This is a genomic window from Bacillus sp. NTK034 (assembly GCF_017303275.1).
Taxonomy (GTDB): domain Bacteria; phylum Bacillota; class Bacilli; order Bacillales; family Cytobacillaceae; genus Cytobacillus.
In genome coordinates this window covers 81,286-97,319 of record NZ_JAFKOJ010000005.1, presented here as the reverse complement: position 1 = coordinate 97,319, position 16,034 = coordinate 81,286, and the positions used below count along the sequence as shown (strand labels likewise).

Here is a 16,034-nt window from a genome sequence, read left to right as displayed (position 1 = left end):
GTTCAAATGAATTACATAAAGTGGATTGCGGCAGCTGCCGCAATGGTATTTGTGCTGAGCTTCAGCCAGCCCAAAGCAGATGCCGCTGTTCTAAAGAATGGCTCTGAAGGTCCGGAAGTTACATATATTCAATCAGCATTACAAAAGCTTGGTTATTTTAATACAGACAATACAGGGTATTATGGAACGGTAACAGAGAATGCAGTAAGAAACTTTCAATATGATTTTGGTTTAGCAGCTGATGGCATTGTGGGAGTTAACACGGCAGAAATGCTTAGGAATGTGGACATGCTGGCTCATGTGGTTTATGGGGAAGCGCGCGGGGAAAGCTATGAAGGCCAAGTGGCAGTGGCGGCTGTCGTTCTTAATCGTATGGAGTCCAATGAATTCCCGGATACTCTCTCCAATGTTATTTTTCAAAAGAATGCCATTACAGCTGTGAATGACGGTCAGTACTGGCTGCAGCCCGATGCTGAAGCTTATCAGGCAGTAAGAGATGCTTTTGATGGATGGGATCCTACTGGCGGTGCAGTCTATTATTACAATCCTTACACAGCTAAAGATCAATGGATATTTACTAGAACAGTCATTAAACAAATCGGCAGTCACAATTTTGCCTACTAAATTGAGGCACCTTTCCTGTTCAAGCGGGAAAAGGTGCCTTATTTAGTTCTGTTGGAAAGTTAGAATGAAAATCTGGTAATTTATATTACAAATATATTAAATACCATCTAATCTGTAACATAAAAAGAGTTTTACTGAAACCTTTCTGTTATCTTATGGTGTTAATATGTTCCTATCAAGGGACATAAAGGAGATATCATGAAAAAACTAGTAATCTATCTGGTAACAGCTGTTTTTCTATCGTTTGGATTTTCCAATGTCACTTCAGCCGCTGGAAATACGTATACAGTTAAACAAGGAGATACGCTTTGGGCTATCTCTAAAAAACATAAAGTTACTGTACAGCAAATTAAATCATGGAATAAACTAACTTCAGATAATATCAAACCAAAGCAGGTTCTAAAGATTTCCGGAGCTTCCGCAAAAGCTGCAGCACCTAAAAAGACAGCTGTAAAGGCTGCATCAACGAAAGCCTATAAAGAAATTACAGTGAAAGCGACTGCCTACACTGCCAGCTGCAAAGGCTGCAGCGGCATTACTTATACAGGAATCAACCTGAAGAAGAACCCGAATGCAAAAGTTATTTCAGTAGATCCAAAGGTTATTCCACTAGGGTCAAAAGTATATGTGCCTGGCTATGGAGAGGCGATTGCAGGGGACAAAGGCTCAGCAGTAAGAGGAAACAAAATTGATGTTTTTATCCCAAACAAGCAGCGTGCGCTTCAATGGGGAAGCAAGACAGTGACTATAAAGGTTTATAAGTAATAGAATTTAAGAGAATCTCCCAGGTGGAGGTTCTTTTTTTTTTTGGGGGATATTGATTAATTTTTCAGTAATTTATTAATTTAAAGCGTGAATGAGTCGATATACTAAGAGGAGCATATTATTGATATTTGTTATAAAACAGAAGAAAAGGGGACAGTCAGAAAGTGAGGAAATTTAAACACAAGCTATTGCTGGTATTCTTGGCGATTTTTGTGATATTGGCAGGTACAGTCAGCTCGTATAATATCATCACTGCCATCAATAGCAACAGCATCCAGTTAAAGAACTTCAAAGAAAATTTGATTAAGGATTATGATGCCAATGTCAGAAACCAGGTGGAATCTGCTTATTCGCTTTTGAATTATGCGTATGAAAAATATCAATCAGGAGAATTATCAGAAGCTGAAGCGAAATCACTTGGTGGAGAGCTAATAAAAGAACTCAGGTATGGAGAATCGGGTTATTTTTGGATTGATGATACGGAGGGCAATCTTGTGGCACATCCTATTACACCAGATGCTGAAGGATCAAACCGGCTGGAAATCCAGGACCCCGACGGCACCTATTTAATAAAAAATATCCTTTCAGCAGCTGATAACGATGGATTTTCCGAGTATATGTGGGAAAAGCCGGGAACAGAGGGACTGGTAAAAAAGCGTGTTTACTCCAAACTGTTTGAGCCCTGGGACTATGTAGTCAGTACAGGAAACTATTTGGATGATATAGATTCCATAGTAGCGGAAACAGAGCAGTATTATAAACAGGAAATGATTAAAAATGTAAGAAACCAACTCATTATTATTGGCATTTTATTGCTGGCGGCTGGTATTATCGCTTATATATTCAGTAATCGGGTGTCTAAACATATTGAAGCGATTTCAGCACATGTCAAAAGAATCGCTAATAATGATCTCTCTGCTGAAGACCTTGCTATAACAGCAAAGGATGAAATCGGCCAATTAAGCAAGGGTGTTAATGGCATGGCAGCAAATCTCAGAAAGATCATTCAAGATGTTGTAAAAGCATCGGATGAAGTAAGCAGCCACAGCGAAGAGTTGAATCAGTCTTCAAACGAGGTGACAGAGGGAACGAGCCAGGTAGCATCTACAATGCAGGAATTATCATCCGGTTCTGAGACGCAGGCGAGTTCAGCTTCAGATTTATCCGAGGCCATGAATGAATTTGTCGAGTACATAAGAACAGCCAATGAAAACAGCGGACAGGTTTCAAACCTGTCAGAAGAAGTCTTGTGTTTAACATCAGAAGGAAACAAGGCAATGACCACCTCCATACAGCAAATGAATACGATTGATCAAATTGTTAAGAGAGCAGTTGAAAAAGTCCAGGGTCTTGATAAACAGTCACAGGAAATCGCCAAGCTCATCTCCGTCATTAAGGAAATTGCAGATCAAACCAACCTTCTAGCGTTAAATGCGGCCATTGAGGCTGCACGGGCCGGAGAACACGGCAAGGGATTCTCTGTCGTAGCGGAAGAAGTGCGTAAACTGGCTGAGCAAGTATCGCATTCTGTCTCAGATATTACAATGATCGTAACCGGGATAAAAGATGAATCCAATGATGTTGTCATATCACTTCAAAACGGATACGGAGAGGTCACAAAAGGAACAGAACAAATGAGAGTGACAGAAGGAACCTTCCATCAAATTAATGGGGCAGTTACAGATATGGTCAACCGTCTGCAGGCAGTTACACAGCAACTCTCGCAAATTACTGAAAACAGCACGAAGGTCAGCCAATCAATCGAAGACATAGCAGCCATATCAGAGGAATCTGCTGCTGGTATTGAGCAGATTGCAGCATCCATCCAGCAAACGAACAGCTCTATGGAAGAAGTGACAGGAAGTTCGAAACGACTGTCTGAACTTGCTGATGGGCTTAATGATATGGTGAAGGTATTTAAGATATAGGTTAAGCCCCAAAATAAGAAATTGAAACCTTGCTGTTTATCTGCGGCAAGGTTTTAGCTATTTTTAGATAGCTATGTGAGATGCAAGTTTTCTTTTTTGTTTGGGCGATGTTGTTGAGTTGTATATGATGCAAATAGATGAAGAAAACTGCAGTTAGAACACCATGTTTGCAAATAGAATTGAAATCCTGCAATAGACTCCTTCAGTTTTCAAGTATTTCGGAACTCGTAATACTCATAGTAAAAGGGGACTATTATTATCTAATTTTTTCAATTCCCGCCTTAAAATTTCTTTTATTATGATTTGTCTGGAAAAACTCTATAAACATAGTACATATAGAGTGGTGATCTGTTCTTTTAAAGGTCTTTTTTCCTGATTGGAGAGCGTGATAATTTACCCGTTTTTACTTATTTACTCAATTTTTACAAATATCAGATTGTATGCCTAAAAGATGAGTGATTTACTAGAATGGTAGTCTTATGTAAACGTTTAAAATAAGGAAATAGGAGAGGATTACATGATTGGTAAGCAGCGCATAAAGTTACTGAGCTTTATTAGTGTTTTTGCTTTGATTCTTAGTCTATTCAGTCCTTTTGCCACGGCTGGTGCAGAAGAAGTGAAGTCTGTGGCAGAAGCAATAGCCAATAATAACGGTACAGCGACAGTTGAAGGATATATTGTAGGAACGACAGCAAATGGACCGAAATATACACATAATGCTCCATTCGCGGTTGAAACAAATTTGGCAATTGCAGATTCCGCAAGTGAAACAGACCCAAGTAAAATACTTCCGGTTCAATTGCCGAATAATTCTATAAGGGCAGAGCTGAATTTAGCAGATAACCCGGAGAACCTTGGGAAGAAAGTACAAATTACAGGCTCACTTGAAGCATACTTTACAGTTCCAGGTTTAAAAAGCCCAACAGCTTACACGTTTGCAGAAGATACGGGTACACCTCAGGTATCAGCGGTTACAGCTTCCCCTGAAGCAGGACCAGTTAAAGCTGGAACGGCAGTTGAACTATCAACCTCCACTGATGGCGCTGCAATCCATTATACAGTTGATGGATCAGAGCCAACGGCTGAAAGCGAAGTATATTCTAATCCAATCGTCATTAATGATGAGACAACTATTAAAGCCATAGCTGTAAAAGAAGGCTTAACTGACAGCAAGGTGTCTGTATTTCAATACATGATTGGGCTTGAAGGTTTGCACATTCATGATATCCAGGGTGTGGGACACTATTCCCAATATGCCAACCAGCAGGTTTCAGACGTTGAAGGAATTGTCACCAAGGTGGTAGACAGCAGCAATTTCTACATGCAGGATCAGCAGCCTGACGATGATGAGAGAACTTCTGAAGGAATCCTGGTTTATAAAAAGGGACATGGTGTATCTGTTGGAGATGTGGTATCCGTTTCTGGCCAGGTGAAAGAATGGGTGCTTGACGGATATGCTGAAAAACTGGAGACAGATTTGCCAGTCACCGAAATTAATGCTTCAGCAATTAATAAAATTGCTTCAGGCCAGGAGCTTCCTGCTCCAGTCACTCTGAATAATGAGAACCTGCCAACTGAAGTGATCGATGATGACAGCTTTGGGGAGTTTGATCCGGAGCAGGACGGCATTGATTTTTATGAAAGCCTGGAAGGCATGCTTGTTCAAGTGGACAACCCTAAAGTGGTGGCACCGCAAAAATACGGTGAGCTTATAGTCGTTCCGGAAGATGTGGAAACAAACACAACAGCAGGCGGCCTTCGCATCTCGGAAAATGATTTTAACCCTGAGAGGATCACTATTGATATTAATGATGAAAATTTTGCAGCTAAAATGGGCGACAGCTTCAACGGCAGTGTCCAGGGGGTTGTCAGCTACGGCTTCAGCAACTATAAAGTGTTAAGTGATGCAGACTCATTGCCAGAATTTGTAGAAGGCCCTGCAGTAAGAGAGGAAACAAGTCTTATTCCTGAAGAGGATCAATTAACCATCGCATCTTATAATGTTGAAAACTTCTCAACCAAAACGGATGCTGAAAAGGTTACGAGATTAGCAGAAGCTATTGTTGATAATATGAAGCAGCCGGATATCATTGGTCTGACAGAGGTTCAGGATAATGACGGGCCAACGGATAGCGGCACAACAGAAGCAGATCTAAGTGCAGCATTATTAATTGAAAAAATAAAAGAACTGGGCGGTCCAGCTTACACATATACTGACATCGCTCCAGAAGATAAACAGGATGGCGGCCAGCCGGGAGGAAACATCCGTGTGGGCTTCCTTTATAACGCTGAAAGGGTAACATTATCCGAAGGTGAAAAGGGCTCTGCAACTGATGCAGTTGATTTTGAAAATGGCAAATTGACGCTAAACCCGGGACGCATTGATCCAACAAATGAAGCATTTGAAGATAGCCGCAAAGCACTGGCGGCCCAGTTCGAATTCCAGGGGGAAAGCGTAATTGTCGTGGCCAACCATTTTAACTCGAAAGGCGGAGATCTTCCGTTATTCGGAAAAGTGCAGCCCCCTGTCTTAAACAGTGAAATTCAGCGCATGAAAATCGCTAACGTGGTTAACGGTTTTGTAAAGGATGTCAAAGCGGAAGACCCAAATGCCAATATCGTCCTGCTTGGTGACTTTAACGATTTTGAATTCTCCAATCCTTTAAAGGCTTTAAAGGGCGATGAATTAACAAACATGATCGAAAAAGTGCAGCTAGAAGAGCGCTATACGTATAACTACCAGGGAAATGCGCAGGTTCTGGATCACATTTTAGTATCCAACAACCTCGCCAAGAAAACAGAAGTCGATATTCTTCACATCAACTCAGGCTTCATGGAAGAGCATGGCCGGGCAAGTGACCATGACCCTGTCATGATTCAGACAAGCTTAAAGCCGGCAGTTAAACCGGAAGAGCCTAAATATGATCATGTTTTCAATCTAGTAAACTACCATGCGAAGAAATTCGTGGTTGGACCACATAATGCTTTGGTAGTAATGGATGGAACATCCAGCCTCTCGCAAGGTCTATGGCTGAAGAAATCAGCAGCAGTTAAAGGAGAAGGCCTGAAAAATACAAAAGTGGTCATTAGCTCTGCCAACAAAGGAGCAATTGTCGATCTAACAGGATCAGAAATTAAAGAAGTCATGATCGAAAGCAGCAAAGTCTCAGAAATCCGCGGTGCCAAAAATGTACAGAAATGGACACTTGGGAAAAAAGCGAATCCGTCTCATATTATTTTCAAAGATTCGGATGGGGAGGAAATAGAGTCTCCATATGAGGAAGAGGAAGCATCATAGAAGTTGAAGCCGGAGTTTAATACTCCGGCTTTCAATCTCTCACTTTATAAAACAATTCACCCTGAAAGGAGCAGTTTTTATGAAATTGCCTATTAAAGTATTATCTGCTTTAACCTTATCATCAGCATTAACCATCTCTACAGCCGTTCCGGCAGGTTTGGTTTCAGCAAATGAATCATCAGCTGCAGATTTTACACTATCATTAATGCATACCAATGACTCACACGCCAATATGGACAGCGCCGCTAAAAAAGTGACGGCAGTAAAGGAAGTAAGAGAAGCTAATCCGGATGCCCTGCTTGTTGATGCAGGAGATGTTTTTTCCGGAACGTTATATTTTAATAAATTCCTTGGACAAGCTGACCTGGAATTTATGAACCTGATGGGCTATGACATTATGACTTTCGGAAATCATGAATTCGACTTAGGTTCAAGTGCGGAGGGGCACAAAGCGCTGGCTGACTTTGTAAAAGGTGCACAATTCCCATTTGTCAGTTCAAACATAGATTTTTCTGAAGATGCAAGCCTGCAGGGCTTGTTCAGTGATGTTATTTCAAGCGAACCTGCTAATGGAAAAATATATAATGGCATCATCAAAGAGGTTAACGGTGAAAAGGTAGGATTTTTTGGCTTGACTACAGCCGAAACGGCCAGTATTTCCAGTCCGGGTAATGTTACATTCGAAGACTATATCGAAGAAGCAGAAAAAGCAGTAAAAGCTTTCGAGGGCATGGGAATTAATAAAATTGTAGCAGTAACTCATATTGGTTATGATGATAATCCGAATGTGGATAATGATTTAGCCTTGGCTGCTCAGGTAGATGGGATCGATGTGATTGTTGGAGGGCATAGCCATACGCAATTAAATGAGCCAGTGGTTGTGGCAGCTGATGAAACAGGAGCAGCAAAGGCCCCTACTGTCATTGTTCAAGCCGGCCAGTACAATAATTATCTCGGAACACTGGATGTACAATTTGATGAGGCAGGCACAGTAATTGGGCAAGCTGGAGAGCTTGTTAAAATATCGGATAAAGCAGAGGATCCTGATGCCGCAGTGCTTCTTGAAAAATACTCCTCACAAATAGAGGAATTAAAGAACACAGAAATTGGCGCAGAAACGGTGACTGCACTCGAAAATCCGCGGACAAGCGGAGACAGCACAGGACCAAGTGTACGGAAAAATGAAACAGCGCTAGGAAACCTAATTACAGACGGCATGCTTGCAAAAGCCAAGCAGTATAACAGCAATGTCATCATGGCTCTCCAAAATGGAGGAGGTATTCGTGCAGGCATTGATGCAGGGCCAATCACTGTTGGAGAAGTGATTACTGTTCTTCCATTTGGCAACACATTAGCAACTATGGAGCTGACGGGAGCTGAACTAAAAGATGCTTTTGAAATCAGTGTAGGTCAGTATCCAGCGGAAAACGGCGGCTTCCTGCATGTGTCCGGTGCAAAAGCAGAATTTGACTCCACAAAGCCTGCAGGTGAGCGAATAGTTTCGATCGCTTATAAAAATGACCAGGGCACTTACACAGAAATCCAGGATAATCAAACATACACAATCGCTACCAATGCCTTCACTGCCAAAGGCGGAGATGGCTATACAGTCTTCGCAAAAGCTTATCAGGAGGGCAGAGTAACAGATCTTGGACTTTCCGACTGGGAAAACTTTGCCGAACACTTATCCAGCCTGGGCACAATCACACCAGCAGTGGAAGGGCGCATTGTAGATGTTGACAGTCTGCCGCCAGTAACAGAGCTGGATTTTGAAAAGAAATATAATCTTACTGATGATAAAAAGAAGAAGCTAGTAGTTAACAAGGTTTCTTTTATTAATGTAGAAGAATCCGCAGAAATCAGAAACGGCATCTGGCTCAAAAATTCTGCTGTTTTGCAAGGCAATGGCCTTAAGGACGTGAGTGTCCGTGTAACACCAAAGAAAGAGCCGATCATCATAGACTTTAGCGGTGCAGAAGTGAAGGAATTAGTTGTTGAGCAGAGTAAATTGGTAGAACTTAGAGGTATAGAAAATGTTCAGAAGCTTATTGTACAGAACTAGTAATCAATTTTAACCCGTCCTATCTATTCCTCCCAATGATAGTTCAGTTTGGGTCAAACATTTCATTATCAAGGAAACCGCCGGTGTTTTACATCGGCGGTTTTTTTAATGAAAAAAGACACCTGAATCAGGTGCCTAATAAAATCTCTTAAATCCATCAAAATGTTTCTTATAATAAGAATTTTCCAGGCTTGTAATTTCCACGCCATTGGAGCTGGCATGAATAAACTGGTTATTCCCCAGGTAAAAGCCCATATGGGAAATGCCCTGTCTGTATGTATTTTCGAAAAATACTAAATCACCGGGCTGAGGCTGACTAATATAATAAGAGCGGCTGTAGTAGCCGTCTGTTGAATACCTTCCCAGCGAGGATCCGGTTTTATTCAGTACATAATAGATAAATCCGCTGCAGTCAAATCCATCAGGAGCGGTGCCTGCCCACTTGTAAGGGACGCCGATATATTTTTGAGCCTCAGCCAATACAGTTGATACAGAACTATTTTCTTCCTTCACTTCTTCAGTGGGTTTTTCAGTTGAAGGCTTCAGGCCTGCTGCGCTTATTATGAGCTTTTGTCCTATTAAAATTAGGTCTGAACTGAGTTTGTTCCATTCTTTTACCTGCTGAACGGTTATATTATTTCTGCTGGCAATCAGGCTTAGTGTATCACCTTTAACAACGGTATAATTGCCAGAACTTCCAGAAGGTGCAGTGGCTGGCGGAGGTGCAGGGGCAGAAGGCTCCTTATCATTATTGCCTGAAGCTGTTTTTGAAACCTTTAAGACTTGTCCAGGATGAATAATATGATGAGTAAGCTGATTCCAGCTCATTAAATCTTTTAAACTGATTTTATGATTCAGAGCAATTTTAGACAAAGAATCGCCTGATTTGACTATATATGTATTGGCTGCACTTGGAATAGCCGGAGATGGCGGTTTAACAGATGGAACGCTATTTGCAGTGCCGGGCACTTGGAGTGATTGATTAATATATAGGGAATCTGAACTTAATTTGTTAATAGATTTAAGCTCTGTCACAGTGGTTTTGTATTTTATGGCTAATTGGTATAAAGTATCTCCCTTTTTCACCACATGTGTATCAGCCGAAGCCTTAGCTGCAAAACCTGAAGAAAGCATAGCCGCGGCTGCTAATGTGACAATCTGTTTTTTCACTTTTCCGATCCACTCCCGTCGACATATTTTAGATAATTTTACCACAAAAATTGTCCAAAAGAATCATATTTTTACATTCTTATACAATATATTTGTAAAAAACAGTGTCTGTCGACCTATGTCGAATCGCATGCTGTCAACAGATGAGATCTGATGTCGAAATACTGGTGAATATGTATATTAATAGAAACAAAGAGTATTTAAAGTACTAATTTGCTGAAAATTCATTATTTATATTAGTTAGTTATTGAACGAATGTGATATAGTAAATTTAGTAACAGGTCATAATATTTAGTCACAAATTTTGGAATAGCAAACCATTTGTAATGGAGGTCTAAACTTGTTAACAAATCATCTCGATTTTCGACTGGAGCCTAAGGTAAGGGAATTGTATGAAGAGCACAAAAAACGTGCTGAAAAAATAGACTGGGGCTATCACGAATTTCTCCCATGGGATAAAGCGCAGGATTTCCGGCGTGTTCCCTGGGATGAGAGCCAGGTGACACTTCCGGAGTCCGTCATTACGGCAGTGGAGACAGCGCTATTAACAGAAGTGAATCTCCCATGGTTCACCTCTTATTTGGACCAGACATTTAAAGGTTCATTGAGTGTCATTAAGGAATTTGTGCATACCTGGACAGCGGAAGAGGACCAGCACTCCAATCTGCTTGAAACCTATCTATTAATTACGCGCAATGTCCATCCGGGAAGGCTTCACCAGCTTCATAAGCAAACAGTGGAAAATGGCTGGAATCCTGATTTCCATACGCCTTTTGAAACAATGGTTTATACCTCCATGCAGGAGCTGGCCACCATGGTGTTTTACTATAATGTGGCGAAGGTAGCGGGCCCCCATGATAAGGATTTGAGCAGCTTGCTTAGGAGATTGGCTAAGGATGAGACCCTGCATTATGCTTTTTACAGAGACGTTATAAAATATCATCTGCAATTAGAACCTAATTACTGCTATTACCTCGGGAACGTCATCATGAACTTTAAAATGCCAGGTGCTGTTATGCCGGACTTTGAAGATCGAATGGCTATCATTGCAAAAGAGGCCAACTATGGCCCGCTTGAATATTTTGATCAGGTCCTGGATGTCATTATAGAGTATTGGGAGATAGAAAAGCTGAGGCCGATTGCACCTGAGGCAGAGAAAGCAAGACTTGATATTTTAAACTATCATGCTCGCTTGAAAAGAGTTAGGGATCGGTTTTACAGCAAGAAGTAATTTATAGAACCGGCGCGGCTGGTTCTATTTTTGCTGGAAATGAACCGATTTGTGAACGCTGCAAATAAAACCTGTATTTCTGCAAATAGAATAGTTAAACTTGCAAATAGAATAGCTAATCTTGCAAAGAAAATGCAAAATCTGCAAATGACACTCACTATTTCCAATAAAAACTCCTCACCTATAGTTTTGCAGCTCCCTTAATCGGGAAATTACCTCAATAAAACCACTTGGAGGTAAAGATTATGCTTCAATTTATAGAATCCCGCTCTCCCTCTACTATTGCCCTCGCCTTCAATGGCAATGCAACCAAGGAAGATGCAGAAAAACTGGATCAGCACGTGAGAGAAAATTTTAAAGATGGCCAGAAGTTCAATATTCTGGCCATAATGACGGATGTAGACGGGACCACTTTCCAAGGTGCCACGGAAGGACTGGAATTTGATATTAAAAGGTGGAAACAGTTTAATAAATTCGCTGTTGTCAGTGATAAAGACTGGATAGGCACTATATCAAAGCTCACGAACTACCTGCCTGGGATCAAGGTTGAATACTTTGAAGGCCATCAGCTGGAAGAAGCTTGGTTGTGGATTAAAGAATAGTTCCAAGTAGAACCCGAAAGTAATGCGACCCGCATAGTTGAATAAATTGTAAATTTAGAGAGCTGCCCCAAATTATCCGGCAGCTCTGTTTTGTTTTAATATAGTGGTGATGAAACTTCTTACTTAACTCTGTAACCCTCTTATAGCTTGAACGGATGGAACCCTATTACTATTTTCATATTTGCAGTGAAAAGGGTTGCTTCTTTTTACTTATTTTTCCTTTTGGAAAAGGGTGAATAGTTAGTAAGGTAGAATAAAGCCAAATGTAAGTGTTTTCTTTATATTCAGAATAATAAACCTGGCAACGAAAAGGGGGAGTCTTGCTCGGATTAAATTCACTTTGTTTATAGGAATTGATGGGTTTAGGAGAATATTTTAAGGCTGTAATAACTTTTGCAAAAAAAAAATTTTAGGAGGCGTAGGCATGTTCAATAGTAAAACTTTGTTTGTTTTTGTTTTATTGTTAGCCATGTTGATTCCCAGTCTTTCTTTTGCCGATAATATTACACCGCCAAAATCGGGCAACAGCCAGATCATTCATCAAAGCTTTAGTTCTGAAGCCTTGGGGCGGGATTATAATTACAATATCTATTTGCCAGGCGAATATAAAAATTCAGGTGAAGAATATCCTGTTCTGTATCTTCTCCATGGATCTGGAGGAAACGAATATGATTGGGTACAAAACGGGAATGTAAAGAAAACAGCTGATAAATTGATTTCGAAAGGAGTCATACCTCCATCGATTATTGTCATGCCGGGCAGCAAAAGCTGGTGGGTTGATGGCCACAATGAAGCTGCAGAAACTGCATTCATCAATGAATTGATCCCTCATATTGATGAAACCTGGAGAACGATTGAGGAAAAAGAAGGCCGATTGGTTGCGGGTCTATCAGCTGGAGGCTATGGAACCGTTAACTTTGTTTTAAAACATCCTGAAATGTTTGCTGCAGGAGCAGCCTTAAGCCCTGCAGTTTATGTACCTGAGCCTCCAAGCCATTCATCAGGAAGAACGCACCCCACCTTCCAAAAGGATGGACAGTTTGACCCTGAGAAATGGGCTGAATTGAACTATACACAATATATCGATGCCTACAAGCAAAAGGGTATTAAGGTACCTTTATACATCAACTCCGGAGACCATGATACATTTGATATCGCTTACCATGCTGCTGTTCTTTACCAGAATCTAAGAGAGCACCAGCCTGAGCTCGTTGAATTTAGAGTGGTAGATGGCGACCATGAATGGAGGGTCTGGAGAGAAACCTTGCCGGAAGCGATGGAGTACATGTATCAATTTATAGAATAGTATAAAGGAGAATGACAGTGTCATTGTTAAAATATCCATTGATTTACAATTGACACCTGCCTATTTTTCTGAAATAATAATAGATAACTAAATACTGGTACCTTTAAATCAGTCCCGTGAGGCTGACAAGGACAGCGGAAGTATGATGCCAATGGGTGAGGTGCAGCCTGCCCATGGGTTCTTCATGCAGGAAAAGGCTTCTTGTCGGAAAACGGCGAGAAGCCTTTTCTTTTTCCATCCCCTTACTATCGAAAATCCTTCGGTACCAGTCCAAAAAATGAATGGAGGAATTGGTATGAAAAAAGTAGATTTGGATTTTTCGTTAGAGGCGGTACCCCAGGGGCATCGCAACGGTTTTTGGAAAATGCTTGTGGTGATGCTCGGTCTGACCTTCTTCTCAGCCAGTATGTGGTCAGGCGGAACACTTGGAACAGGATTAACGTTTATTCAATTTATCGGGATCGTTCTCGCAGGCAACTTGATTTTAGGTGCTTATACAGGAGCCCTTGCTTATATCGCTGCAAAAACTGGCTTATCAACACACCTGCTTACCCGCTATGCCTTCGGTGAAAAGGGATCTTACCTATCATCCTTTTTGCTGGCTGCGACTCAGGTTGGGTGGTTTGGCGTCGGGGTAGCGATGTTTGCGCTGCCGGTTCAGAAAGTAACAGGAATTGATGCGTATCTCCTGATTGCAGTTGCAGGTCTGCTGATGACAGGCACAGCCTTCTTTGGCATGAAGGCACTGGCAATCCTGAGTTTCGTAGCTGTCCCTTTAATCACTATTCTAGGAAGCTTCTCGGTTTTTAAAGCGACAGAAACAGCAGGCGGTCTGGAAGGGCTTATGCAATATCAGCCAACTGAGGCCATTAGTCTGGCAGCGGCTTTAACCATTTGCGTAGGTTCATTTATCAGTGCAGGTACGCTGACTCCAGACTTCGCGCGATTCTCAAATACAAAGCGTTCAGCAGTAGTATCAACAGTCATCGCCTTCTTCATCGGAAATTCTATCATGTTCCTCTTCGGTGCAATCGGTGCGATCGCAACAGGGCAATCTGATATCTCAGAAGTCATGTTCATCCAAAAGCTGATTTTCCCGGCAATTCTGGTTCTTGGCTTAAATATCTGGACAACGAACGATAACGCTTTATATGCATCAGGCTTAGGGTTTGCGAGCATTTTAAAGATCCGAAAAGGAAAGGTTGTCATCTTCAACGGGATTGTGGGAACAATTGCGGCCATGTGGCTGTACAACAACTTTGTCGGGTTCCTGACGATTCTGGGATCGACGCTGCCGTCCATCGGGGCTATCATCTTAGCAGATTACTTTATCGTGAATCGCGGAGAGTATAAGAAGTTTGCAGATATGAAGTTTAAGGCGGTTAACTGGATTGCCATCTTAGCATGGGCGGCCGGCGTGGCTGCGGCTAATTTTGTGCCGGGAATCCCGCCCATCAACTCACTTTTAGGATCAGCCGTAGTATTTGTCCTAGTATCAAAACTGGCTGCTTCTTTACAAGGCAAAAATTCAGTCAGGGAAGGGGAATTAAGAAGTGATTATTAAAAATGCAAAACTAAGAGGCCGGGAAGGCTTATGGAATATAGCGATACAAGGCGGAAAGATTCATAGCTTATCACAAGGGGAAGTGGAAGCAGGTCAGGGAATCCTTGATGCTGAAGGATCCCTGGTGTCGGCACCCTTCATCGAGCCCCATATTCACCTGGATACTACCCTGACAGCAGGCGAGCCGGAATGGAACCAGAGCGGAACATTATTCGAAGGCATCCAAAGATGGGCACAAAGAAAAGAAACCCTGACACATGAAGATGTAAAAACAAGGGCCAAAACGGCACTGAAATGGCAAATTGCACAGGGTATCCAGCATGTCCGCACACATGTGGATGTAACAGATCCCAGTCTGACTGCTTTAAAAGCACTTTTGGAAGTAAAAGAAGAAATGGCTGACTATGTGGATCTCCAGCTTGTAGCTTTTCCGCAGGAGGGAATCAATTCTTATCCAAGCGGCGCTGAGCTCATGGAGGAAGCGCTGAAAATGGGGGCAGATGTGGTAGGAGGCATTCCTCATTTCGAGTTCACAAGGGAGTACGGCGTTGCTTCTATGAAAACGGCCTTTGATCTTGCTGAAAAGTATGACCGCCTTGTCGATATCCATTGCGATGAAATCGATGATGAACAGTCGCGCTTTGTGGAAGTTGTAGCTGCGGAAGCCTATGAACGCGGATTGGGCAGCCGGGTAACAGCCAGCCATACAACGGCAATGGGCTCGTATAATGATGCTTATACCTACAAGCTGTTCAGACTGTTAAAGCTATCAAACATTAATTTTGTCGCGAACCCGCTCGTAAACATTCATCTGCAGGGGCGCTTTGATACGTATCCGAAGCGCAGGGGAATTACAAGAGTAAAAGAACTGCTCGAAGCAGGACTTAACGTAAGCTTCGGCCATGACGATATCTTCGACCCTTGGTATCCGCTTGGCACCGGCAATATGCTGCAGGTGCTCCACATGGGCATTCATGTGTCACAGCTGATGGGCTATGAGCAAATTGTTAACTCCTTTGATCTGATTACAAATAACAGTGCCAAAACATTAAACATTGAAGAGAAATATGGAATTGCAGCCGGAAAACCGGCTAACCTGATCATTCTTGATGCGGAAAATGAGTATGAAGCGATCAGGCGTCAGGCTGCTGTCAGGTATTCTATAAGAAATGGAAAAGTAATTGCCGAAACGAAACCCAGCCAGACATCTGTGATGTTTGGGGAGGCAAAAGAGAATGTGAACTTTCATAAATGATAGATGAAAGACTGGCTCAGGCTGACTGGGTCAGTCTTTTTATGTTGTGAGGGAAATGAAATTTATTTTTATATTAATAGTTTTCTTTAACTATTAAACGTAAAAAAAATTATTATAAAACACAGGAATTGGATGTAAACGTTTACAAATAGAGTAACAAAGGATAAATCCCGATCCTATATATTTCGACTCTAAAAATATAGTAGAATATTTCGCTAATCTAAGATAT

Annotated in this window: 11 protein-coding genes and 1 pseudogene; 11 read left to right on the top strand and 1 reads right to left on the bottom strand. The window is 41.7% G+C overall.

The window, feature by feature from the left end; translation table 11 throughout:
• Window positions 1-6 precede the first annotated feature (6 nt).
• The 6 genes and pseudogenes from JI665_RS15435 (at window position 7) to JI665_RS15415 (ending at window position 8,677) form a co-directional block, all read left to right on the top strand.
• On the top strand, window positions 7-624 hold the full coding sequence (locus tag JI665_RS15435) for a cell wall hydrolase (protein ID WP_206840586.1): 618 nt from the start codon (window positions 7-9) through the stop codon (window positions 622-624).
• A gap of 198 nt (window positions 625-822) precedes the next feature.
• Window positions 823-1,389, top strand: coding sequence for a LysM peptidoglycan-binding domain-containing protein (locus JI665_RS15430; protein ID WP_206840584.1), 567 nt, complete (start codon window positions 823-825; stop codon window positions 1,387-1,389).
• Window positions 1,390-1,553: 164 nt separating this feature from the next.
• A pseudogene (locus JI665_RS29230) lies at window positions 1,554-2,375 on the top strand (cache domain-containing protein); the annotation flags it as partial.
• A complete protein-coding gene (locus tag JI665_RS29225; RefSeq protein ID WP_414635275.1) occupies window positions 2,370-3,317 on the top strand; it encodes a methyl-accepting chemotaxis protein in 948 nt (315 codons plus the stop codon). The pseudogene JI665_RS29230 and the gene JI665_RS29225, both read left to right, overlap by 6 nt.
• A gap of 517 nt (window positions 3,318-3,834) precedes the next feature.
• Window positions 3,835-6,615: a DUF6359 domain-containing protein gene (locus tag JI665_RS15420; RefSeq protein ID WP_206840580.1), complete on the top strand. Its 2,781-nt coding sequence runs from the start codon at window positions 3,835-3,837 to the stop codon at window positions 6,613-6,615.
• Between the two features lie 79 nt (window positions 6,616-6,694).
• Complete coding sequence (locus JI665_RS15415; RefSeq protein ID WP_206840578.1) at window positions 6,695-8,677, top strand: bifunctional metallophosphatase/5'-nucleotidase; 1,983 nt, start codon at window positions 6,695-6,697, stop codon at window positions 8,675-8,677.
• Window positions 8,678-8,812: 135 nt separating this feature from the next.
• Here JI665_RS15415 and JI665_RS15410 read toward each other — a convergent pair whose 3' ends face one another.
• The gene (locus tag JI665_RS15410) at window positions 8,813-9,847 is read right to left on the bottom strand and encodes a LysM peptidoglycan-binding domain-containing protein (RefSeq protein ID WP_206840576.1); all 1,035 of its coding nucleotides are present in this window, start codon (window positions 9,845-9,847) and stop codon (window positions 8,813-8,815) included.
• A 340-nt stretch (window positions 9,848-10,187) separates the two neighbouring features.
• Here JI665_RS15410 and JI665_RS15405 point away from each other — a divergent pair, with 340 nt between their 5' ends.
• The 5 genes from JI665_RS15405 (at window position 10,188) to JI665_RS15385 (ending at window position 15,805) form a co-directional block, all read left to right on the top strand.
• Window positions 10,188-11,078: an acyl-ACP desaturase gene (locus tag JI665_RS15405; RefSeq protein ID WP_206840574.1), complete on the top strand. Its 891-nt coding sequence runs from the start codon at window positions 10,188-10,190 to the stop codon at window positions 11,076-11,078.
• 245 nt (window positions 11,079-11,323) lie between these two features.
• Complete coding sequence (locus JI665_RS15400) at window positions 11,324-11,680, top strand: STAS/SEC14 domain-containing protein (protein WP_206840573.1); 357 nt, start codon at window positions 11,324-11,326, stop codon at window positions 11,678-11,680.
• A 424-nt stretch (window positions 11,681-12,104) separates the two neighbouring features.
• Window positions 12,105-12,986, top strand: a complete 882-nt coding sequence (locus JI665_RS15395) for an alpha/beta hydrolase (RefSeq protein ID WP_206840571.1) — start codon at window positions 12,105-12,107, stop codon at window positions 12,984-12,986.
• 295 nt (window positions 12,987-13,281) lie between these two features.
• Window positions 13,282-14,550, top strand: coding sequence for a cytosine permease (gene codB, locus JI665_RS15390; protein ID WP_206840569.1), 1,269 nt, complete (start codon window positions 13,282-13,284; stop codon window positions 14,548-14,550).
• A complete protein-coding gene (locus JI665_RS15385; protein WP_206840567.1) occupies window positions 14,540-15,805 on the top strand; it encodes a cytosine deaminase in 1,266 nt (421 codons plus the stop codon). Before codB ends, JI665_RS15385 begins: the two co-directional genes overlap by 11 nt.
• Window positions 15,806-16,034: the final 229 nt, after the last annotated feature.